The sequence below is a fragment of the Pseudonocardia xishanensis genome, from assembly GCF_039541715.1.
Classification (GTDB): Bacteria; Actinomycetota; Actinomycetes; order Mycobacteriales; family Pseudonocardiaceae; genus Pseudonocardia; species Pseudonocardia xishanensis.
The window spans coordinates 239,874-261,039 of the sequence record NZ_BAABGT010000012.1 but is presented as its reverse complement, the minus strand read 5'-3'; the positions used below and the strand labels follow the sequence as shown (position 1 = coordinate 261,039).

The 21,166-nt window shown below is 73.8% G+C and carries 22 protein-coding genes; 6 read left to right on the top strand and 16 right to left on the bottom strand.

Going from position 1 to position 21,166, the window contains the following annotated elements:
• Positions 1-12: 12 nt before the first annotated feature.
• From ABD993_RS03945 to ABD993_RS03910, 8 genes are all read right to left on the bottom strand, one after another.
• Positions 13-1,239 carry a GNAT family N-acetyltransferase gene (locus ABD993_RS03945; RefSeq protein WP_345412732.1) on the bottom strand — a complete coding sequence of 409 codons (1,227 nt, stop codon included), beginning with the start codon at positions 1,237-1,239 and terminating at the stop codon, positions 13-15.
• 53 nt (positions 1,240-1,292) lie between these two features.
• Positions 1,293-2,396, bottom strand: a complete 1,104-nt coding sequence (locus ABD993_RS03940) for a DUF4333 domain-containing protein (RefSeq protein WP_345412731.1) — start codon at positions 2,394-2,396, stop codon at positions 1,293-1,295.
• A 112-nt stretch (positions 2,397-2,508) separates the two neighbouring features.
• A complete protein-coding gene (locus ABD993_RS03935) occupies positions 2,509-5,256 on the bottom strand; it encodes a DEAD/DEAH box helicase (RefSeq protein WP_345412729.1) in 2,748 nt (915 codons plus the stop codon).
• Positions 5,257-5,336: 80 nt separating this feature from the next.
• Positions 5,337-6,236: a twin-arginine translocase subunit TatC gene (gene tatC, locus ABD993_RS03930; protein ID WP_345412831.1), complete on the bottom strand. Its 900-nt coding sequence runs from the start codon at positions 6,234-6,236 to the stop codon at positions 5,337-5,339.
• Positions 6,237-6,290: 54 nt separating this feature from the next.
• A complete protein-coding gene (tatA, locus tag ABD993_RS03925; RefSeq protein WP_345412727.1) occupies positions 6,291-6,554 on the bottom strand; it encodes a Sec-independent protein translocase subunit TatA in 264 nt (87 codons plus the stop codon).
• A gap of 79 nt (positions 6,555-6,633) precedes the next feature.
• Positions 6,634-6,819 (bottom strand): hypothetical protein, encoded by a 186-nt coding sequence (locus ABD993_RS03920; RefSeq protein WP_345412725.1) that lies wholly within the window; start codon positions 6,817-6,819, stop codon positions 6,634-6,636.
• 1 nt (position 6,820) lies between these two features.
• Complete coding sequence (locus ABD993_RS03915) at positions 6,821-7,774, bottom strand: helix-turn-helix transcriptional regulator (RefSeq protein WP_345412723.1); 954 nt, start codon at positions 7,772-7,774, stop codon at positions 6,821-6,823.
• Entirely contained in the window at positions 7,771-8,745 is a 975-nt protein-coding gene (locus tag ABD993_RS03910; RefSeq protein WP_345412721.1) for a helix-turn-helix transcriptional regulator, read from the bottom strand. The genes ABD993_RS03915 and ABD993_RS03910 overlap by 4 nt, the downstream gene beginning before the upstream one ends.
• A gap of 102 nt (positions 8,746-8,847) precedes the next feature.
• On the opposite strand from ABD993_RS03910, the gene ABD993_RS03905 reads away from it, so the two are divergent.
• The gene (locus tag ABD993_RS03905; RefSeq protein ID WP_345412719.1) at positions 8,848-9,114 is read left to right on the top strand and encodes a hypothetical protein; all 267 of its coding nucleotides are present in this window, start codon (positions 8,848-8,850) and stop codon (positions 9,112-9,114) included.
• An 86-nt stretch (positions 9,115-9,200) separates the two neighbouring features.
• On the opposite strand, the gene pafA is transcribed toward ABD993_RS03905, so the two are convergent.
• Positions 9,201-10,562, bottom strand: coding sequence for a Pup--protein ligase (gene pafA, locus ABD993_RS03900; RefSeq protein WP_345412718.1), 1,362 nt, complete (start codon positions 10,560-10,562; stop codon positions 9,201-9,203).
• Positions 10,563-10,604: 42 nt separating this feature from the next.
• Here pafA and ABD993_RS03895 point away from each other — a divergent pair, with 42 nt between their 5' ends.
• Positions 10,605-12,182 (top strand): bifunctional phosphatase PAP2/diacylglycerol kinase family protein, encoded by a 1,578-nt coding sequence (locus ABD993_RS03895; protein WP_345412716.1) that lies wholly within the window; start codon positions 10,605-10,607, stop codon positions 12,180-12,182.
• A 30-nt stretch (positions 12,183-12,212) separates the two neighbouring features.
• Here the strand turns inward: ABD993_RS03895 and ABD993_RS03890 are convergent, their stop codons facing one another.
• On the bottom strand, positions 12,213-13,259 hold the full coding sequence (locus ABD993_RS03890) for an LLM class flavin-dependent oxidoreductase (RefSeq protein WP_345412714.1): 1,047 nt from the start codon (positions 13,257-13,259) through the stop codon (positions 12,213-12,215).
• 52 nt (positions 13,260-13,311) lie between these two features.
• Between ABD993_RS03890 and ABD993_RS03885 the strand changes: the two genes are divergently transcribed.
• A complete protein-coding gene (locus ABD993_RS03885) occupies positions 13,312-14,094 on the top strand; it encodes a methyltransferase domain-containing protein (protein WP_345412711.1) in 783 nt (260 codons plus the stop codon).
• Here the strand turns inward: ABD993_RS03885 and ABD993_RS03880 are convergent.
• The gene (locus ABD993_RS03880) at positions 14,061-14,864 is read right to left on the bottom strand and encodes a siderophore-interacting protein (RefSeq protein ID WP_345412709.1); all 804 of its coding nucleotides are present in this window, start codon (positions 14,862-14,864) and stop codon (positions 14,061-14,063) included. The genes ABD993_RS03885 and ABD993_RS03880 overlap by 34 nt on opposite strands.
• Positions 14,865-14,935: 71 nt before the next feature.
• Here ABD993_RS03880 and ABD993_RS03875 point away from each other — a divergent pair, with 71 nt between their 5' ends.
• Together ABD993_RS03875 and fdhD are read left to right on the top strand one after the other, a co-directional pair.
• A complete protein-coding gene (locus ABD993_RS03875) occupies positions 14,936-15,442 on the top strand; it encodes a LacI family DNA-binding transcriptional regulator (protein ID WP_345412707.1) in 507 nt (168 codons plus the stop codon).
• A gap of 121 nt (positions 15,443-15,563) precedes the next feature.
• A complete protein-coding gene (gene fdhD / locus ABD993_RS03870) occupies positions 15,564-16,385 on the top strand; it encodes a formate dehydrogenase accessory sulfurtransferase FdhD (protein ID WP_345412704.1) in 822 nt (273 codons plus the stop codon).
• Here fdhD and ABD993_RS03865 read toward each other — a convergent pair.
• Positions 16,355-16,954: an alpha/beta hydrolase gene (locus ABD993_RS03865; protein WP_345412702.1), complete on the bottom strand. Its 600-nt coding sequence runs from the start codon at positions 16,952-16,954 to the stop codon at positions 16,355-16,357. The two genes, fdhD and ABD993_RS03865, sit on opposite strands and share 31 nt — an antisense overlap.
• 17 nt (positions 16,955-16,971) lie before the next feature.
• On the opposite strand from ABD993_RS03865, the gene ABD993_RS03860 reads away from it, so the two are divergent.
• Positions 16,972-17,331, top strand: a complete 360-nt coding sequence (locus tag ABD993_RS03860; protein WP_345412700.1) for a VOC family protein — start codon at positions 16,972-16,974, stop codon at positions 17,329-17,331.
• A 99-nt stretch (positions 17,332-17,430) separates the two neighbouring features.
• On the opposite strand, the gene prcA is transcribed toward ABD993_RS03860, so the two are convergent.
• The 4 genes from prcA to dop all read right to left on the bottom strand — a co-directional run bounded on the left by prcA (position 17,431) and on the right by dop (position 21,117).
• Positions 17,431-18,213, bottom strand: coding sequence for a proteasome subunit alpha (gene prcA / locus ABD993_RS03855; protein WP_345412698.1), 783 nt, complete (start codon positions 18,211-18,213; stop codon positions 17,431-17,433).
• A 46-nt stretch (positions 18,214-18,259) separates the two neighbouring features.
• On the bottom strand, positions 18,260-19,171 hold the full coding sequence (gene prcB, locus ABD993_RS03850; RefSeq protein WP_345412695.1) for a proteasome subunit beta: 912 nt from the start codon (positions 19,169-19,171) through the stop codon (positions 18,260-18,262).
• Positions 19,172-19,272: 101 nt separating this feature from the next.
• Positions 19,273-19,470, bottom strand: a complete 198-nt coding sequence (locus ABD993_RS03845; protein ID WP_093077575.1) for a ubiquitin-like protein Pup — start codon at positions 19,468-19,470, stop codon at positions 19,273-19,275.
• 144 nt (positions 19,471-19,614) lie between these two features.
• Positions 19,615-21,117: a depupylase/deamidase Dop gene (dop, locus tag ABD993_RS03840; protein WP_345412829.1), complete on the bottom strand. Its 1,503-nt coding sequence runs from the start codon at positions 21,115-21,117 to the stop codon at positions 19,615-19,617.
• Positions 21,118-21,166 lie beyond the last annotated feature (49 nt).

Sequence of the window (21,166 nt, the reverse complement as noted above, 5' to 3'; positions counted from 1 at the left end):
TGGGGGCGACCGTCAGAAGAACGTGCCGCTCCACGGGCTGACGGTGGTCGCGAACAGCGTGTCGGCCCGGGCGACCGCGGCCGGGTCGTGGGCGGTCCACCAGCCGCTCGCCACCAGCTCCGACGGGCGCCGGTCGCCCAGGTAGGCCATCGCCAGCCCGGAGACGTCGCACTCCAGCTCGGCCGGGCCCGCGGGATCGGTGGCGCCCTTGTCGCCCGCCACGTGCACGCCGTCGTTGGCGGGCAGCAGGGCGTCTCGGACGCCGATCCGCACCGGGGCGGCGTCCCCCCAGGAACGCGCCGCGAGGGCGGCGGGCACGTCGACCAGGCGCAGCCAGGTCTCGTCGGACAACGAGGAGGTGGAACACGCGCGCGGATCGGTGAGGAGCAGGTCGAGCGGGTCGTCGAGCGGGCGCAGCGGCGCCGAGACCGTCGAGACGAGGTCGACGCCCGTGAGGAACCGCCAGAGGTCCGCCTCGGCGGCGGGCGAGGCGGCGTGCAGGTCGCCGACCCGGAGCTCGTTCGCGGCGAACCCGGGGCCCTGGTGGGTCACGGTCCAGGTGGCGAACCCGTCGTCCCCGTCCGGGCCGGTGTGCACGGCGAGGCCTCGGGCGGCGTCCGCGGCCGGGCGGTGGAGCGAGAGCTCCCACCAGCCCGGGGTGCGCTCGATCGCGCCCGGTCGCGCGCTCCGGGACCGCAGCCCGGCGGCGAGCGCGGGAAGGAGGGTCGTGGCCTCGTCCACCGTGACCATCCGGACCCGGCCGCCGGTCGTCGGGGCGTCCGGTCGGAAGGTCGCGCCCGGCTGCACGGTGAGGTCGCGGCCCCGGGAGGCCACCCCGTAGCCGAAGCGGCCGTAGATGCGGGCCTCGGTGGCGCGCAGGGTCGCGGCGACCTCGCCGCGCTCCGCGGTGTCGCGGAGCTGGGCGGTCATCAGGGCGCGGAGCAGGCCGCGGCGGGTGTGGTCGGCGCGCACCCCGACCCGGGTCACCGCGGCCATCGGCACGGACCCGCCGCCGGGGACGGTGAGCCGGGAGCCGAAGGACATCGCGGTCCCGGCGAGGACCCCGCCGTCGCCGTCCACGCCGAGGGTCCGGCCCGGCTCGTACAGCGCGGTCGTGCGGGACCAGCGCTCGTCGTCCACCGGCCCCGCGTGCAGCGAGTGGCCGAAGAGGGTGTGCGAGGCGCGCAGCTCCCCGGCGTCGAGGACACGGACCTGCGGCGTGATGGTCGAGGGGGTCACGGGATGATCGTCGCCCGGACGGGCGGTGGTGTCATCCCGGTTCGGCCGTCGCTTCAGACCCGACCGACCTGGTAGGTGCCCTTGTCGTCCAGCACCGTGATCGGCACGTCGACGTTCTCGCCGTCGACGGTCGCGGCACAGGTGAACGAGGAGCCCGCGGTCACCCGCCGGCCCTCCGGGCAGCTCAGCGCGGTGACCTCGAGGCCGTAGTCCCGGCTGAGGACCTGCGTCACGCCGTTCTGCAGCGCCTGCTGGTCGAACTCCTCGACCAGGAAGTACCCCGGCCGCCAGAAACCGACCACGAGGACGGCTGCGACCACCAGGAGGGCCACGACCCCGGCGATGATCAGCGGCAGCGTCCGTCTGCCGCCGCCCGATCCCGACCGGGAGCGCCGGCTGCGCACCGCGGTCGCCGCGGTCGCGTCACCCCGGGGGTCCCAGCCGGCCTGCGGCCCACCCGGAAGGCCCCCGCCCGGCTGCGCGCCGCCCGGCCGGCCGTCGGTGGGCCATGCGCCGTCCTGCCGACCAGCGTCCTGCCGACCGGTGCCGTGCTGCCCGACCGCGCCGACGACCGGGCCCCAGCCGCCCTGCGCGGAACCACCCGCCGGGTCCCAGCCACCCTGCCCCGAACCGCCCGCCGCGTCCCAGCCCTGCGCCTCCCGTCCCGCATCCCCGGAGCCCCGCGTCGCCTGGTCGGTCGGGGAGGAGGCCCAGGGGGCCGCGCCGAGCCCGTCCGCCGGTGCGGAGGTGTACGCCCCCGCCGCCGCACCCTCCGGACGGTCCCAGGGGCTCGCCGCCTCCTGTGCACCGGCGGGCGCCCAGTCCGAGGAGCCGCCCGGGCGCCAGGAGGGATCGTCCTGGCTCGGACCGGACGCGGCGTCTGCGGCCGAGCTGGCAGCGGAGTCGGCAGCGGAGTCGGCAGCGGAGTCGGCAGCGGTGCCCCGCGGGCCGGTGCCGGTCGCCTCCCAGCCGTGCTGCGGCGTCTCCGGCTCGTCCCGGGCCCCGTCGGCACCGGGCTCGCCCGCCACCACCGGGATGCCGAGCGTGGGCGTGGGCGGGTCGGCCGTGGGATCCGAGGGGCCCACCGACCCCCAACCGCCCGCGGGCGGACGGCCCCAGTCCCGGTCGCCGCCGTGCGGGTCCTGTGGGGTGCTCATCGGGGCCTTCCTATCGCCTGCGGGGGTCGCGCGCCTGCGAGGCGCGTCGGCCGTCGATCCAAGCACACCGACCGGACCCGCGGCGCGTCTCACCGGGTTCCGCACGTCCGGCTCAGCCGACCCCGGCCGCCACCACCCCGCGGCGCACCGCACCCGCCGCCTTCGCCGCCGTGCGACCGACGGGCGTGGTGCGGCCCGCGACCCCGGCGATCTGCTCCAGCAGGTCGAGGACCTGACGCGCCCACCGCACGAAGTCCCCCGCGGACAGCTCCTGGCCGTTGCGGTCCGCGGCCTCCAGCACCTGGGCCAGCGACTCGCCGCGGGCCCAGCGGTGGATCGGCCAGGCGAAGCCGAGGTCGGGCTCACGGGTGCGGTCGATCCGGTGCCGACGCTCGTCCTCCGCCAGCTGCGACCAGATCTGCACGGTCTCCGCGAGCGCCTCGGTGACGGCGCCGACCGGGACCCGCGGGACCGGTGTGGTGTCCCGCCGGGACTCGAACACCAGCGCGGACACCACGGCGGCCATCTCGTCCGGCTCCAGGCCCTCCCAGGCGCCGTGGCGCAGGCACTCGGCGGCGAGCAGGTCCGACTCGCCCCACAGCCGGGACAGCCGCCTGCCGTGGTCGGTGACGGTCTCGCCGTCCAGGTAGCCGCGTTCGGTGAGCAGCGCGCGGATCCGGTCGAAGCCGCGGGCCAGCGAATGGGTGGTCGCGCGGACCTTCTGCCGCAGCTGCTCGGTGTCCCGTTCGAGGCGGGCGTGCCGCTCCCCCCAGCGGGCGTGGGCCTCGCGGTCGTCGCAGCCGTGGCACGGGTGGTTGCGCAGGGCGCGGCGCAGGGCGAGCAGCTCGGCGTCGTCCGCCGCGCCGCCCCGGCTGCGCCGCCGCTCGGGCACCGGCGCGTGGATCCCGGTGTCCCGCAGCGCGGACGCCAGGTCGCGGCGCACCCGCGGCGTGCGGTGGTCCACCCGCTTGGGCAGCCGCATCCGGCCCAGGACCTTCACCGCGGCGGGGAAGTCCGCCGTCGACAGCCGCCCGGCCCAGCGGTCCTCGGTCAGCACCAGCGGGCGCGGGTCCTCGCCGTTCCCCGGCGGCTCCAGCACCACCGCCAGCCCCGAGCGCTTCCCGCTCGGCACGGCGATGACGTCCCCGGACCGCAGGGCCATCAGGGAGGAGCCCACCTCGTCCCGCCGCTCCGCGGAGCCCTGCCTGCGCAGCGCCCGCTCGCGGTCCGCGACCTGTCTGCGCAGCCGCGCGTACTCGGCGAAGTCCCCGAGGTGGCACTCCATCGACGCGGCGTAGGTCTCGAGGGTCTCGGTGTTGCGCTCGATCCGCCGCGCCATGCCGACGACCGAGCGGTCCGCCTGGAACTGCCCGAAGGACTGTTCGAGCAGCTCGCGGCCCTGCTCGATGCCGAGCCGCTCGACGATGTTGATCGTCATGTTGTAGTCGGCGCGGAAGGAGCTGCGCAGCGGGTAGGTCCGTGTGGAGGCGAGTCCCGCGACCTGCTCCGGGTCCACCCCCGGCGCCCAGACGACGACGGCGTGCCCCTCGACGTCGATCCCCCGCCGCCCGGCCCGCCCCGTCAGCTGGGTGTACTCGCCGGGGGTCAGCTCGACGTGCGCCTCGCCGTTCCACTTGACCAGCCGTTCGAGCACGACCGTGCGCGCGGGCATGTTGATCCCGAGCGCCAGGGTCTCGGTGGCGAACACGCACCGCACCAGCCCGGAGACGAACAGCTCCTCGACGGTCTCCTTGAACGCGGGCAGCATCCCCGCGTGGTGCGCGGCGATCCCCCGCTCGAGCGCCTCGCGCCACTCCCAGTACTTGAGCACCCCGAGGTCGGCCTGCGGCAGGTCCCCCGTGTGCTTCTCGACGATCCGCCGGATCTCGGTGACCTCGGCCTCGGTCGTGAGCCGGAGACCGGCCCGCACCACCTGGCCGACGGCGGCGTCGCACCCCGCACGGCTGAACACGAACGTGATGGCGGGCAGCAGCCCGGCCCGGTCCAGCCGGTCGATCACGGTGACCCGGGAGGCGGGCCGGATGCCGCTGCGTGGGCGCGGACCGCCCCGGTTGCGACCACGCCCGTTCGTGACCCAGTTGGCCATGTCGTCGCGGCGGGACAGCTCACGGGTCTCGCGCAGCAGCTCGGGATCGACCGCGAGCTCGCCGCCGCGCTCGGTGAACAGGTCGTGCAGCCGGTTGCCGACCATCATGTGCTGCCACAGCGGCACCGGCCGGACCTCGTCGACGACGACTGCCGTGTCCCCGCGCACGGCGACCAGCCAGTCCCCGAATTCCTCGGCGTTGCTCACCGTGGCCGAGAGGCTGACGATCGCGACGTGCTCGGGGAGCTGGAGGATCACCTCCTCCCACACCGCCCCGCGGAAGCGGTCGGCGAGGTAGTGCACCTCGTCCATCACGACGTAGCCGAGCTGGTCCAGGTTCCGTGAACCGGCGTAGATCATGTTGCGGAGCACCTCGGTGGTCATCACGACCACCTGGGCGTCCCCGTTGATGCTGGAGTCCCCGGTCAGCAGCCCGACGGCCGCCGCCCCGTGCCGCTCGACGAGGTCCGCGTACTTCTGGTTCGACAGCGCCTTGATCGGCGTGGTGTAGAAGCACTTGAGCCCCTGGGCGAGGGCCAGGTGGACCGCGAACTCGCCGACCACCGTCTTCCCCGCCCCGGTGGGTGCGCAGACGAGGACGCCGTGCCCCTCCTCGAGCCGCTCGCACGCCTCGCGCTGGAAGGGGTCCAGACCGAACGGGAGCGCCCCGGCGAACTCCGCGAGTCGCGGACGGGCTGCGCGAGCCCGGGAGGCCGCGTACGCGTCCGCCGGGGCCGGTGTGCTGCTGGCCACCGCCCCAGGCTGTCACACCGCACCGACGGTTCGCTGTCGAGACACCGCGTGGCCCCGGTCACGCCCCTCCCGGCGGCGGGTCAGGTGACGTCGTCGACGTTCCGCGCGGTCGGCTCGGCGCTCGGCGTCGAGACCGGGTCGGGGTCCTCGATGCGGCTCGGGGTGGTGTCGATCGGGCTGGGGGCGTCCGGGTCCCAGCTGTCCCAGCCCTCGGCGGTGCGACGCTTGGCCGCGCGGCGGTCGTGCACCCTGGCGACCTGGATGGCCAGCTCGAACAGCAGCGTGAGCGCCGCGGCCAGCGCCGTCATGGAGATCGGGTCCTGGCCCGGGGTGGCGACCGCGGCGAACACGAACAGGCCGAAGATGATCCCGCGGCGGGACTTGGCCAGCCGCTCGTAGGACAGGATCCCGACCTGGTTGAGCATCACGACGAGCAGCGGGATCTCGAAGCTCACCCCGAAGATCAGCAGCAGCGCGATGACGAAGCCGAAGTAGCTCTCGCCGGTCAGCGCCGTCGTCTGGATCTCGGACCCGATCGTCAGCAGGAACCCGAGGCCCTGGGCGACCACGAAGTACGCGAGCACCGCGCCCGCCACGAACAGGACCGCCGCCGTGGCCACGAAGATCCGCGCGAACCGCTTCTCCTTGGCGTACAGCCCGGGCACGATGAACGCCCACAGCTGGTAGAGCCACACGGGGCAGGCGAGCACGACACCCGCGACCGCGCCGACCTTCAGCCGCAGCATGAACTGGTCGAACGGCCCCGTGCCGAGGAGCGTGCAGGACCCGTCCGCGGTGAACACCGCGCGCGACGACGCGGGCAGCGAACAGTACGGGTCCTTGAGCAGCGCACCCAGGCTCGGCCAGCCGAAGAACGAGGTCTCGAACCAGACGTAGCCGATGATCGTGGTGAGCAGGATCGCCAGCAGGGCGATCCCGAGCCGGTTGCGCAGCTCGTAGAGGTGTTCGACGAGCGTCATCGTGCCGTCGGGGTTCTTCCGCCGACGGCCGGGGAGCTTCACCACGGGAGGAGGCTACTGACGGGTGTCGGGGTGCTCCGCCCTGGCCGCCTCGGTGGGCTGGGCCTGGACGGGCGGCAGCTGGGCGGGCGGCGCCTGCACGGGCGGCTGCGCGGGCTCGTCCTTCTTGTCGTCGCTCTTCATGCCCTTCATCTCGCCCTTGAAGATCCGGGCGGACTGGCCCACCGAGCGAGCCATGTCGGGCAGCTTCTTGGCGCCGAACAGCAGGAGCACCACGACCACGAGGATCACGATCTCCCACCCACCGAGGCTTGGCATGGGGGTCCTTTCGCCGGAGACGACGCGTGCGGGGTCGACCAGGGCCGACCTCACCGTTCGTCCGTGATGGTACGCGGGGTCAGCGGCGCGTCCTGAGCCGCGCCGCTTGCTGTGTCAACGGTCGGACGACCATCGAGGTGCGGGCGCGCGACCGCTCCATCGTGTGGGTGAGCCTGCGCACGTGCGAGACGGTCACCACCGCCGCGGCCAGCAGCAGCACGACGCCGAGCGCCCCGATGAGCACCGGCACCCAGTAGAAGCCCATGTCAGCCCTTCGCTCCGGCGAGCGCCGCGCGCGCTCGCTCCGCCACCGCCGCGGCCAGCGCGGGCGGCTCGACCACCCGGGCCGCGCCGCCCAGCCCGAGGACCAGCCGGACCAGCCAGGCCGGGTCGGCGTAGCGCAGCAGGACCCGGGCCGAGCCGGACCCGTCCGGGTGCTCGACGACCTCGTCCACCGGGTAGTACTCCGCGATCCACCGGGCCTCGCGGTCGATCTCCAGCACGGCCGTGCGGTGCTCCTCGCTGGGCGAGAACAGCCCCGCCGAGACGTCCGTCGGTTCCGCGTCCGGCGGCGGCGCCGACGCCTCGTCGAGCTCGGTGACCTCCTCGACCCGGTCCAGCCGGAACAGCCGCACGCCCTCCCGCTCCCGGCACCAGGCCTCCAGGTACCCGTGGCCCTCGACGAGCAGCAGCCGCATCGGGTCCACGGTCCGGCGCGAGACGGCGTCCCGTCCGGCGGTGTAGTAGACGATCTGCAGCGCGCGTCCGCGATCCAGCGCGCCACGCACCGCGGTCGCGGTGGCCTCCTCCTCGCGGCTGAGGTCCACGGCCACGGTCGCGATCCCCGCGTCCCCCACCGCGCGTTCGATCTTCGCGGTCGCCCGCTGCACCGCCTCCGTGTCGACGACTCCGGGGGCCTCCCCCAGCGTGCGCAGCGCGACGAGCAGGGCGGTCGCCTCGGCCGTGGTCAGCCGCAGCGGACGGCGCATGCCCGCGTCCTCGGTGACGGTCACGGTGTCCCCGCTGAAGGACAGGTCCACCAGGTCGCCGGGGCCGTAGCCGGGCAGCCCGCACATCCAGAGCAGCTCGAGGTCGCGGCGCAGCTGGCGCGGCGTCGTCCCGAAGTCGGCGGCCGCCTCCGCGATCGGGATGCCGGGGCGGGCGAGCAGGTACGGGACCAGCGACAACAGCCGCGGCAGCCGGTCCGCCAGCCCGCTCACGCGCGCACGCCCTCGTGGGCGGCGAGTGCGCCCTCCCACAGCCCGCGCACCCGGGCGGCGAGCGCGGGCGGCTCCAACACGACGACGTCCGGTCCGGCGCCCGCCAGCCACCGCGCCACCGTCCGCTCGCTGCGCAGCTCGATCTCCAGGACGTCTCCCCCGTCCCGGCTCTCGACCACGGTGCCCAGCCTGCGCAGCCCGTGCGCGTGCCCCTCCGGGACCCACACCCGCGCGGTGCCGGTGACGGGCCCGTAGTCGAAGTTCCGCCGGACGGACGCCATCAGGTCCGTCCCCGGTGGGACGGTCACCTCGCCCGGGTCCCCGACGGTCTTGACCGGCTCGAGGATGCGGGACAGCCGGAAGGACCGGACGTCCGCGCGGTCGCGGTCGTGGCCCACCAGGTACCAGCGACCGCGCCAGGACACGACGCCCCACGGCTCGACCGTGCGCCGGACGATCTCGCCGGTCGGTCCGCCGCGGCGGTGGTCGAAGGTGACCGCCTGCCCCGCCTGTACGGCCGCGAGCAGCGCGCCGAAGGTCGGTTCGGTGGCCCGCACCCGCGGCTGCACCGATCCCCGCGTCTCGTCCACCTCGACGCCTGCGGCCCGCAGCTTGCGCAGCGCGCCGTGCGCGGCCCCGGCCAGCTCCGGGGAGTCCCACAGCGACCCGGCCAGCGCGACGGCGGCGGCCTCCTCGGTGTCCAGGTCGATCTCGCCGAGCTCGTAGTCGCCCCGGGCGATCCGGTAGCCCTCGACGGTGTCGAACGCCGACTGCCGTCCGGTCTCCAGCGGAACGCCCAGCTCCCGCAGCTCGGTCTTGTCCCGCTCGAACATCCGGAAGAACGCCTCGTCGCTCGGCGCGTCCGCGTAGCCGGGGACCGTGGCGCGGATCCGCTCGGCGGGCAGGAACTGGCGCGTCGACAGCAGGCAGAGCACCAGGTTCACCAGGCGCTCGGCACGGGCGGAGGACACGGTGGGCAGCATACGACCAACCGTTCGAACGTCGTGGGCGCCCCGCGGAACGCGTGTCTCAGGAAGCGACACCCGCACACCTTGACCCGGCGATCACCCGGGATGACGCTGACGCATGTGACCGGGAACACCGATGGGCAGACCGAGACGTTCAACCCCTGGAGCGTGGTCAACCTCGTCTTCCACCACCTCGCCGACGGGGGGCTGCACCCGGTCCTCGGCGAGGCCGGGGACCCGAAGGCGGCGGCCGAGGCGCTGCTGCTGGCGATGGGGATCCAGCCCGCGCACGACCACGCGGGTCCCGCGGCCGGGCCCGTCCAGGACGAGCTGGCGGAGCTGCGGCGCAAGATGATGCCCGGTATCGAGTAGCGCTCCGGACTACGCACGAACGGCACTCTCGTGCGGACCTACCGCACGAGGGTGCCGTTCGTGCGCACCAGGGGAGGCGGACGTTCCTAGAGGGACTGGATGAGCCGGTCCACCCGCTCGTCGACCGAGCGGAACGGGTCCTTGCACAGGACCGTGCGCTGCGCCTGGTCGTTCAGCTTGAGGTGCACCCAGTCGACCGTGAAGTCCCGGCCCGCGGCCTGGGCGGCGGCGATGAAGTCGCCGCGCAGCTTGGCCCGGGTGGTCTGCGGCGGGGTGTCCTTGGCGACCTCGATCTCGCCGTCGTCCGTGACGCGCTCGACCAGGCCCTTGCGCTGCAGCAGGTCGAACAGGCCGCGGCCGCGCCGGATGTCGTGGTAGGCCAGGTCCAGCTGCGCGATCCGGGCGCTGGAGAGGTCCAGGTCGTGCTTGTTCTGGTACCGCTGGACGAGCCGGTGCTTGATCGCCCAGTCCACCTCGCGGTCGATCAGCGAGAGGTTCTGCGACTCGACGGCGTCCAGCGTGCGCCCCCACAGCTCGACGACCCTCTCCAGGGAGCGGTCCTCGCTGCCCCGCGCGGCCAGGTGCTCGACGGCCTTGGCGTGGTACTCGCGCTGGATGTCCAGCGCGCTGGCCTCCCGGCCGCCCGCGAGCCGGACCGTGCGCCGCCCGGTGAGGTCGTGGCTGATCTCGCGGATCGCGCGGATCGGGTTGTCCAGGGTGAAGTCCCGGAACTGCACGCCCGCCTCGATCATCTCGAGCACGAGGTGGGTGGCGCCGACCTTCAGCAGGGTCGTGGTCTCGGACATGTTGGAGTCGCCGACGATGACGTGCAGGCGGCGGTAGCGCTCCGCGTCCGCGTGCGGCTCGTCCCGGGTGTTGATGATCGGGCGGGACCGCGTGGTCGCCGACGACACGCCCTCCCAGATGTGCTCGGCGCGCTGCGAGAGACAGTAGACCGCGCCGCGCGGGGTCTGCAGGACCTTGCCCGCGCCGCAGATCAGCTGGCGGGTGACCAGGAACGGCAGCAGCACGTCCGCGATCCGGGCGAACTCGCCCTGCCGCGCGACGAGGTAGTTCTCGTGGCAGCCGTAGGAGTTGCCCGCCGAGTCGGTGTTGTTCTTGAACAGGTAGATGTCCCCGCCGATGCCCTCGTCGACGAGCCTGCGCTCGGCGTCGACGAGCAGGTCCTCGAGGATCCGCTCGCCGGCCTTGTCGTGCGCGACGAGCCCGCTGAGGGTGTCGCACTCCGCGGTCGCGTACTCGGGGTGGGACCCGACGTCCAGGTAGAGGCGGGCGCCGTTGCGCAGGAAGACGTTCGACGACCTGCCCCACGACACGACACGCCGGAACAGGTACCGCGCCACCTCGTCCGGGGACAGCCTGCGCTGTCCGTGGAAGGTGCACGTGACCCCGAACTCGGTCTCGACCCCGAAGATCCGACGCTGCATGTCCTCCAGCGTAAGCGCAGGAGGCCCCATAAGGTCACGCCTGTGACCGACTGGTTCCGGCGAGTCGCCGTGAAGTCCCGCCATCTCGACCGGGGGTTGGCCCATGTGTCGGACACCGACCGGGGGCTGACCTCCACCGTCGCCTCGCTGCCGCCGACGCGGTGGGACGCCGCGATGTGCAGGCTGTCCAAGGCGGCGGACCACTCCGCGCTCTGGGTGGTGGTGGCAGGCGTCCTGGCCGTCCGGAGAGGCGCGGGGCGCAAGGCCGCGGGCCGCGGGCTGTTGTCCATCGCCCTGTCCAGCGGCATCGCGAACGGGATCCTCAAGCCGCTCCTGCCGCGCCGCAGGCCCGCCGCCGCGGAGCTGCCGTGGCACCGGCGGATCCCGGACCCGCCGACGTCGTCGTCGTTCCCGTCGGGGCACGCGGCGTCCGCCGCGGCGTTCGCCACGGCGGTGGTGCTGGAGAACCCGAGGATCGCCCCGGCCGTGGTGCCGCTGGCCGCCGCGGTCGCCTACTCCCGCGTGCACGTGGGCGTGCACTGGGCGTCGGACGTCCTCGCGGGCGCCGCGGTCGGCTCGACCGTCGCGCTCGCCACCCAGCGCTGGTGGCCCGTGCGGCCCACCGACGAGGCCCGCGCCCGGCCCGTCGACACCGTCCCCGACCTGCCGCAGGGGGACGGACTGGTCATCATCGCCAACCCGTTCTCCGGCCCGCCGGACTACGACGTGAGCGACGAGATCGCCGCGGCCCTGCCCGCCGCGCGGCTGCTGCGGGTCACCGAGGACACGCGGGTGGACGACCAGCTGAAGGAGTCGATCGCCGAGCTCGGCGACTGGGTGCGGGCCATCGGCGTGGCGGGTGGCGACGGCACCGTCGCGAGCGCCGCCGGCGTCGCGGACGAGTACCGGCTACCGCTGGTCGTGGTGCCCGCGGGCACGCTCAACCACTTCGCCCGGGACGTCGGCGTCTACGACCTGCAGGAGGCCGTGGACGCCACGCAGGCCGGCGAGGCCGTCGCCGTGGACCTGGGGCTGGTCGAGGCCCACCCGGGCGCGGGAGACGACCCGGAGAACCCCGACGTCATCCGCACCCGGTACTTCCTCAACACCGCCAGCGTGGGCTCGTACCCGGAGCTGGTGCGGCTGCGCGAGAAGTGGCAGCCGCGGTGGGGCAAGTGGCCCGCCTTCCTCGCCGCGCTGGTCACCGTGCTGCGCCGCTCCGAGCGGGTGCAGGTCAAGTTCGACGACCGGTGGCACGAGGTCTGGTTCATCTTCGTCGGCAACGGGCCGTACCACCCGCGGGGCATGGTCCCGGCGTGGCGGCCGACGCTGGACTCCGGCCTGCTCGACGTCCGGTGGCTGCGCGCGGACGTCCGGTTCTCCCGGCTGCGGGTGGTCGTCGCGATGATGCTCGGCGCGCTCGGCCACAGCCGCGTCTACCACCAGACCGAGGTCGCGGAGCTGGACGTCGAGCTCAAGGTGCCGTCCATGCTCGCGACGGACGGCGAGGTCGTCGAGGAGGCGGGCCGCTACACCTTCCGCGTGGCGAAGGACCCGATCCCGATCTACCGCCGCGACGAGGACCGCTGGAGCGGCCGGGACCGCCCCTTCCGGGGCTGAGCCGGTCCGGCGCCGATCGCCACCCGGGTGTCAGGCCGCGGCCTCGGAGGCCAGCAGCTCGCGGACCCGCGGCGCCACCTCGGTGCCGTAGAGCTCGATGGCCCTCATCTGCTGCGCGTGCGGCAGCGTGCCCGTCGTGTACTTGAGGTCGAAGCGCTGCAGCCCCAGCGCCTGTACCGTGCGCACGATCTTGCGGGCCACGGTCTCCGGCGACCCGACGTGCTGGGCCCCGCCGCGGACGTCCGCCTCGAACTTCGCGCGGGTCAGCGGCGGCCAGCCCCGCTCCGCGCCGATCCGGTCCAGCATGACCTTGGCGTGCGGGTACAGCGTCTCGATCGCCTCCTCGTCCGTCTCCGCGACGAACCCGGGCGCGTGCACGGCGATCGGCAGCTCCTCCCGTCCCAGCTCGCGCAGCGCCTTGCGATAGAGCTCGGCGTAGGGCGCGAACCGCACGGGGTCCCCGCCGATCACCGCGAGGACCAGCGGCAGCCCGTAGCTCGCCGCCCGGACCACCGACTGCGGGCTGCCGCCCACGCCGACCCAGGTCGTGATCCGCCCGGACTCGGTCTTCGGGTACACCTGCTGGTCGCGCAGCGCGGCCCGGATGGTGCCCTCCCAGGTCACCGGACCCTCGTCGAGCAGGTGGGTCATCAGGTCGAGCTTCTCGGCGAAGAGGGTCTCGTAGTCGGCGAGGTCGTAGCCGAAGAGCGGGAAGGACTCGGTGAACGAGCCGCGGCCCAGGGTGATCTCGGCGCGGCCGTGCGCCAGGGCGTCGAGGGTCGCGAAGCGCTCGAAGACGCGCACGGGATCGTCCGAGCTGAGCACGGTCACCGCGGTGCCGAGCTTGATCCGCTCGGTGCGGGCGGCGATCGCCGCGAGCACGACCTCGGGCGCGGAGACCGCGAAGTCGTCCCGGTGGTGCTCCCCCACCCCGAACACGTCGATCCCGACCCGGTCGGCGAGCACGGCCTGCTCCACGACGTCCCGGATGACCTGCGCGTACGGCGTGCGCTCACCGTCGGCCCCGACCGTCACGTCGCCGAAGGTGTCCAGCCCCAGTTCCACCATGTCCGTCATGCTACCGACAACGATTGAGCACTCAACATTATGCCCTCGCTACCCTCCCGGGATGACCCTCTCCTTCGACGACGAAGGCACCCGGGCGATGGAGCGCACCTACACCACGCCGGACGTCGTCCGGCAGCGCGCGCAGACCCTCGCCCTGCTCGCCCCGGCACCCGGTGAGCGCATCCTCGACGTCGGCTCCGGGCCCGGGTTCCTGCTCGCGCAGCTCGCCGAGGCCGTCGGGTCCGGGGGTGCCGTGCGCGGACTCGACCCCAGCCCGTCCATGAACGCCGTCGCGACCGCCCGGTGCGCGGCGCTCCCGCAGGTCGAGGTCGTCCAGGGTGGGGCGGAGCGGCTGCCGTTCGCCGACGGGGAGTTCGACGCCGTCGTCTCGACCCAGGTCTACGAGTACGTCGCCGACATCGCGGGCGCGTTCGCCGAGGTGGCGCGGGTGCTGCGGCCCGGAGGGCGGGTGCTGGTCCTCGACACCGACTGGGACTCCGTGGTGTGGGCCGTCACCGACCGCGAGCGGCACCGGCGGGTCATGGAGGCCTGGGACGCGCACCTGGTCGACCCACACCTGCCGGTGAGCCTGGCGCGCAGGCTGACCGAGGCCGGGCTGTCCGTGACCGGGCAGCAGGTGATCCCGATCCTCAACGTGTCGCCGGACCCGGACACCTTCAGCGTCCACATCCTGCGGACCATCGCGACGTACGTCCGGGACCGCCTGCCGGCCGGGGAGGCCGACGCATGGCAGGAGGACGTCCTCGGCGGCGACTACCTCTTCAGCATCAACCGGTACTGCGTGCTGGCCTACAGGCCCGCCGCGGCGAGCCCGGCCTCGTAGAGCGCGCGGACCTCCTCCTCGTCCCGTCCGGCGGCGAGGGCCCGCTCGTAGATCGCCGCGGTGTCCACGCCGGAGGCCTCCAGTCGGGCGTTCCACTTCTCGATCTCGGCCCGCCAGTACCCGACGACCCCGTACGAGCCCCGCGGCAGACCCCGCGCGCGCAGATGGGTGCGGACGCTGCGGGTCGCGGAGGCCTCCCCGGCGACGTAGACGTACCCGGACCCCTCCGGCAGCGCGATCCCGGCGACGATCTCCCCCAGCCTGCTCGCCCGCGCGAGCCCCGGCGTGTGGTGCCAGACGACCTCGGCCCCGGGCAGCTCCTGCGCGTCCGCCGGGTCCGGGACCTCGACGTGCACGATCGTCCGCAGCCCCGCGCTCTCCTCGACGATCCGCCCGATCGCGGGCAGCGCCGTCACATCGCCCGCCAGGACCTGCCACGCCGCACCCTCGGGCCTGCGGAACCAGCTGTTGCCGTGCGTGCGCCGCAGCCGGTCGCCGACCCGCGCCACCGCGGCCCACTCCCCGCCGACGCCGCCGGGGTGCAGCACGATGTCCACGGTCAGCCCGGCTCCGTCGATGCGCCGGACGGTGTACCAGCGCCCACGCTCCGCGGTCGGCTCCCCGTCGGCATCGGGGAACTGCAGCACGCAGGCCTCGTCCGGGACCCCCGCGGACGGCACCGCGCCCCGCAGCTCGACGCGGACCAGGCTCGGCGAGAGCCGACGGGTGGCGACGACGTCCAGCTCGACGTCCCCGGTGACGACCGGCACGACAGGCTCCTCTCGGTTAGGCCAGGCTCACCATAGCTGGGGCGATCGGCGCGGCGCACTGGGCTCGTCCGGTGACCTCGCGCCTCGCCACCGTGGTGGACGCGGCACGCCGGGACGGCGTCGGGAAGTCGACGGTGTCGAACGTGCTGCGCGGCACCGGACGGGTGTCCGAGCCCACGCGCGAACGGGTCCTGACCGGCAGCCGCCCGCCCCGCGTCGACGGGCTGATCCTGTCCGACGCGCTGCCGGGCGAGCCCCTGCTCGCGACCGGGATCCCGATCGTGACCTGCGAGGACGTCCGCGGCGGGCCGACCCCGGACGGTGTCGTCCGGGCTGACCACGGCCGCGCCCTGCACGCCCTGCTGGACGAGCTCGGGGCCGCGCGCCCGGCCCTGCTCGTCCCGGAGGAGACCGGCGACTGGGCGGCCCGACTGGGCGAGGCGTACCGCGGCTGGTGCGCCGCGGCAGGCACCCCGGAGCTGCTGGGCCGCATCGACTGGGCGCCGACCGTCGCCGGCCTCGAGGCCCCGGTGAGCCCGACGATCACGTCCGGGCGCAGCGCCGCGACCTGCTCGTAGTCGAGGTCGGCCCGCGGCAGCTCACCGGGTCTGTGATAGTAGGTGAGGCTCACCATATTGCTGGAACGTTCCACCATCGATCGTCAGGCCCGCCACGGCGGGCGCGCGTAGGCTCGGCGGCATGGGACGGCTCACCGCGCGGCGCCCGGTCCTCCGGATCGGCACGGACGGCACGACCCGCCGCAGGCCGGACTCCCTCGCCGTCGAGGAACCCCTGGAACTGCGGGTCGACGGGAAGCCGTTGAGCGTCACCATGCGCACCCCGGGCCACGACGTCGAGCTCGCGCACGGCTTCCTGCTCACCGAAGGCGTGATCGGTTCGGCCGAGGACCTGGCGTCCGCGCGCTACTGCGACTCGGTGGACGCGGAGGGCCGCAACACCTACAACGTGCTGGACATCGCCCTGGACCCGGGCGTCGAGCCGCCGGACGCCTCGATCGAGCGGAACTTCTACACGACGTCCTCGTGCGGGGTGTGCGGGAAGGCGTCGCTGGACGCCGTGCGGCTCAAGACCCGCTTCTCGCCGCGGGGCGGCCCGGTTCCGTGGTCGGTGCTCCGCACGCTGCCGGAGCGCCTGCGTGAGGCGCAGAAGGTCTTCGACTCCACCGGCGGCCTGCACGCGGCGGGCCTGTTCACCGCGGACGGGACCCCGCTGGTGGTGCGCGAGGACGTCGGCAGGCACAACGCCGTCGACAAGGTGCTGGGCCACGCCCTGCTCGCGGGCCGGGTCCCGGCCGCGGACACGGTCCTGCAGGTCTCGGGCCGGGCCTCCTTCGAGCTGGTCCAGAAGGCGGTCATGGCCGGGATCCCGATCCTCGCCGCGGTGTCGGCGCCCAGCTCGCTCGCCGTCGAGCTGGCGGACGAGGCCGGCCTGACGCTGCTGGGCTTCGTCCGCGAAGGCGCGGGAAACGCCTACACGCACCCCGAGCGCGTCGCGCTCTGAGCGAGCTCCACCAGCCGCGCTCCCTCGGCGAGGAACAGGTGGTCCGCGCCGGGCAGCTCCTCGACCACGGTCGCCGCCCAGTCCGCGGTCGCCGCCCGGACCGCGTCGGGCACCGCCACCGGGTCCCGGCCGCCGACGACGAGCATCTTCGGCCGCGGATCCGCGCCGCGCGGGGACGCTCCGAACCGCAGGGGCGGCGCCACCGCAAACCATCCCGCGATCCGCTCCGGCGCCGTCGACAGCGCGACGTCCGCGCCGAACGACCACCCCGCCAGCAGGATCGGCCCGCTCACCTCCTCGGCCAGCCGCTCGACGGCGGCCGCGGCGTCGAGGCGCTCGGCGTCCCCGCCGTCGTGGGTGCCCTCCGAGGCGCCGACCCCGCGGAAGTCGAAGCGCAGCACGGCGATCCCTCCCTCCGGCAACCCGCGGAACAACGCCTCGACGACGGGGGTGTGCATGGAGCCGCCGTGGTGCGGATGGGGGTGGCACACGACCATCCCGGCCCGGGCGCCCGCGGGGACGGCGAGCTCCCCGTCGAGGGCGGTTCCGTCCGCCGCGGAGAAGCGCATGGCGCCACACTAGGCGGATGCGTGTGCAGGGACTGGACCACATCGTGCTGGTCAGCGCGGACCCCGAGCGGCTGATCGCCTGGTACCGCGAGACCCTCGGTCTCGAACCGGTGCGGCTCGAGGAGTGGCGCCGCGGCGAGGTGCCCTTCGCCTCGCTGCGCGTCTCCCCCGACACGATCATCGACGTGCAGCGGGGCGAGCGCTCCGGCACGAACGTCGACCACCTGGCCCTGGTGGTCGAGGCCGATCTGGGGGCCCTCGCGGCCCACCACGGCGTCCCCGGCCCGAAGGACCTCTTCGGCGCCCGCGGCGTGGGCCGCGGCATCTACCTCCGCGACCCCGACGGCACCGGCGTGGAGCTGCGGACCTACGGCTGAGCCGCCGCAACCGCGCGGCGGCTCGGGGTGGGCCCGGCAGCAGGGAGAAGTTCGGCCCATCGCCACCACCGACGATGGGCCGAACGGACGAGCAGAGAGCTACTCGGTGCTGCCCGCGGCGACGTCGTCCCCACCGCGGACCTCGGGCTCGTCCGCCGTCTCGCCGCGGTTCGCGGCGGGCAGGATCCCGCGCAGGACGGGGCCGGTGATCCGCCGGAACGCGCGGCCGGGGCGGCCGCGGTCCAGCACGGCGACCTCGAGCGCGCTCTCCCCCAGCACCCGCGCCTCGCTGGTGCCGTTGCCCGGGGCCGCGCCGGGGACCTGCAGGCTCTCGAGCGCGGTGGCCAGGGCGGCGGCCAGGTCGTGGGCCGGGTCCACCACGTCCTTGAGCTTCGCCGAGATGGGCTCGGTGCTGCCGCCCATCACCACGTAACCGGGCTCGTCGGTGATCGAGCCGTCGTAGGTGATCCGGTAGAGCTGGTCGTGCTCCTGGGTCTCGCCGACCTCGGCCAGGCAGATCTCGGCCTCGTACGGCTTCTGCTGCTCGACGAACGCCGCGCCGATGAACTGCGCGTACGTGTTCGCCAGCCACCGGCTCGTGACGTCCCGGCGGTCGTAGGAGAACCCGCGGGAGTCGGCGAGCCGGATGCCCGCGGTGCGCAGGCCCTCGAACTCGTTGTACCGACCGACGGCCGCGAAGCCGATCCGGTCGTAGATCTCGGAGACCTTGTTCAGCGCACTGGAGTGGTTCTCGGCGACGAACAGCACGCCGCCCGCGAAGGACATGACCACCACGCTGCGGCCGCGGGAGATGCCCTTGCGGGCGAGCTCCGAGCGGTCGCGCAGCAGCTGGTCGACGGAGGAGTAGAAGGGCATCGTCATCGGGGAACGCTCCTGATCTCGTGCTTACCGGGGGGCGAGCGCAGGCTCAGCCGCCCGGGTTCTCCGCCCGGTCCGCCACGATCTGCTCGACGACGGCCGCCAGCTCGTCCTCCGAGCGCCGGACCGCGCCCTCGGGACCGGTGATGCTCACGACGACCGGCCAGATCTTGCGGACCAGGTCCGGGCCGCCGGTGGCGGTGTCGTCGTCCGCGGCGTCGTACAGCGCCTCGACGGCGGTGCGGATCGTCGTGGTCAGGTCGTTCGTGGTGCGGTGCAGCTTCTTCAGCGACGACTTGGCGAACACCGAACCGGACCCGACGGCGTGGTAGCCGAGCCACTCGTCGTACCGGCCGCCGGTGGGGTCGTAGGTGACGATCCGGCCCGCCTTGGCGGGGTCCGGCTCCTCGACGTCGTAGCCCGCGAACAGCGGGACGACCACGAAGCCCTGCATGGCCGCGCCGAGGTTGCCGCGGACCATCCCGGCGAGGCGGTTGGCCTTGCCGTCGAGGGACATCTGGACGCCCTCGATCTTCTCGTAGTGCTCCAGCTCCACCGTGTAGAGCCGCACCATCTCGATGGCGATGCCCGCGGAGCCCGCGATGCCGACCGCCGAGTGCGAGTCCGTGAGGAAGATCTTCTCGATGTCCCGCTGCGCGATGACGTTGCCCGCGGTCGCCCGCCGGTCACCGGCGATGACCACGCCCTCGTTGAACTGCAGCGCGACGATGGTGGTGCCGTGGGGCACGCCCAGGGCCTCGGGGCTCGCGTGGGAGGCGCCGGTGCGCGGGGCGTCGAACATCCGCGCCGCGGGGAGCAGGTGCGGCTGGGTGGCGGCGACGTAGTTGCTGAACGACGTCTCACCGAGCGCGGCGAACGCGGCACGGTGGCCGAGCTGACTCCCGGGCTGCGGCTCGGGACCGAACTGACGGGGCCCGGGGATGCCCTCGCGGAACTCCATGGTGGGGTGCGTGCCTCTCCTCGTCGATGTGGCTCAACTACTCCGGATACCGCGGACGGGCCGGATCCGGGTGGATCCGGCCCGTCCGGCGGGCAGGGTGGCTACTCGCCGCCCTTCTGCACGTACGCGCGGACGAAGTCCTCGGCGTTCTCCTCGAGGACGTCGTCGATCTCGTCGAGGATCGTGTCCACGTCCTCGCCCAGCTTCTCCCGGCGCTCCTGGCCCGCCGCCGAGGCGTCCGCACCCTCGTCGTCGTCTCCGCCGCCGCCGCCCTGGCGCTTGGTCTGCTCCTGGGACATGACCCTCCTCGTCACCGAGTCCCCGGGCCACCGCAGCACCGTCGTGCCAGGTGGACACCGAGGTCCGATGCCGCCAACACTACTTGGCGGGACCCCTGCACGCCCATGCTTCGCGCATTGCGAACGTATGACCGGACGGGTGGGCTACCCCTGGGTGAGCGCCGTGACCAGCTCTTCGGCGGTACCGGACCGGTCGATCAGCTCGCCGACGTGCTTGCGCGTGCCGCGCAGCGGCTCCAGCGTGGGGATCCGGACGAGCGACTCGCGGCCCAGGTCGAAGATCACCGAGTCCCAGCTCGCCGCGGCCACGGCGGACGGGTAGCGCTCCAGGCAGCGGCCCCGGAAGTAGGCCCGGGTGTCGTCCGGCGGGTTCTGGATGGCGTTCTCGATCTGGTCCTCGGTGACGAGCCGCTTCATCGACCCGCGGGTGGCCAGCCGGTTGTAGAGGCCCTTCGCCATCCGGACGTCGGTGTACTGCAGGTCGACCAGCGACAGCCGCCCCGCGCCCCACTCCAGGTCGTCCCGGCGCCGGTAGCCCTCCAGGAGCTGGAGCTTCGCGGTCCAGTCCAGCCGGTCCGCGGTCCTCATCGGGTCGTCCGAGAGGTCCTCGAGGATCTCCCCCCACAGCTGCAGGATCTCGGCCGTGTCCGCGTCCACCTCGGCGCCCTGGGTGTTCTCGACGTGCTTGAGCGCCTTCTCGTGGTAGAGCCACTGCAGCTCGACGCCGGTGAGCTTCCGCCCGTCCGTCAGCTCCACCTTCTGCCTCAGCGACGGGTCGTGGCTGATCTGGTGCACCGCGCGCACCGGCTCGGCCAGGCGCAGCTCGTCGAACCGGACGCCGTTCTCGATCATGTCCAGGACCAGCGCGGACGTGCCGACCTTGAGCAGCGTCGAGTACTCGCTCATGTTGGCGTCGCCGATGATGACGTGCAGCCTGCGGTACTTGTCCGCGTCCGCGTGCGGCTCGTCCCGGGTGTTGATGATCCCGCGCTTGAGCGTGGTCTCCAGGCCGACCTCGACCTCGATGTAGTCCGCGCGCTGGGAGAGCTGGTAGCCCTCGCCGTCCCCCTGGGCGCCGATGCCCACGCGGCCCGCGCCCGTCACGACCTGGCGGGAGACGAAGAACGGGGTGAGCCCGCCGACGATCGACGGGAACGTGGTCTGCCGGGCCATCAGGTAGTTCTCGTGCGAGCCGTAGCTCGCGCCCTTGCCGTCCACGTTGTTCTTGTAGAGCTGGATCCGCGGCGCGCCGGGGACGGTGGCGGCGCGCTCGGCGGCCTCCTCCATCACCCGCTCCCCCGCCTTGTCCCAGATCACGACGTCCCGCGGGCTGAGCACCTCGGGCGTGGAGAACTCGGGGTGGGCGTGGTCGACGTAGAGCCGGGCACCGTTGGTGAGGATGACGTTCGCGGCGCCCAGGTCGTCCAGCTCCGACTCGTTGCCGTGGGACGAGACCGAGGGTGCGGACAAGTCGAAGCCGCGGGCGTCCCGCAGCGGGGACTCCACCTCGTAGTCCCAGCGGGCGCGGCGGTTGCGTGGGATGTCCTGCGCGGCCGCGTACGCGAGCACGATCTGGGTGGAGGTGATGACGGGGTTGGCGGTGGGGTCACCGGGCACGGAGATGCCGTACTCGACCTCGGTACCCATGATGCGACGAGCCGTCACGCGCGGACCTCCCGGGAGTGCATCCGCAGAG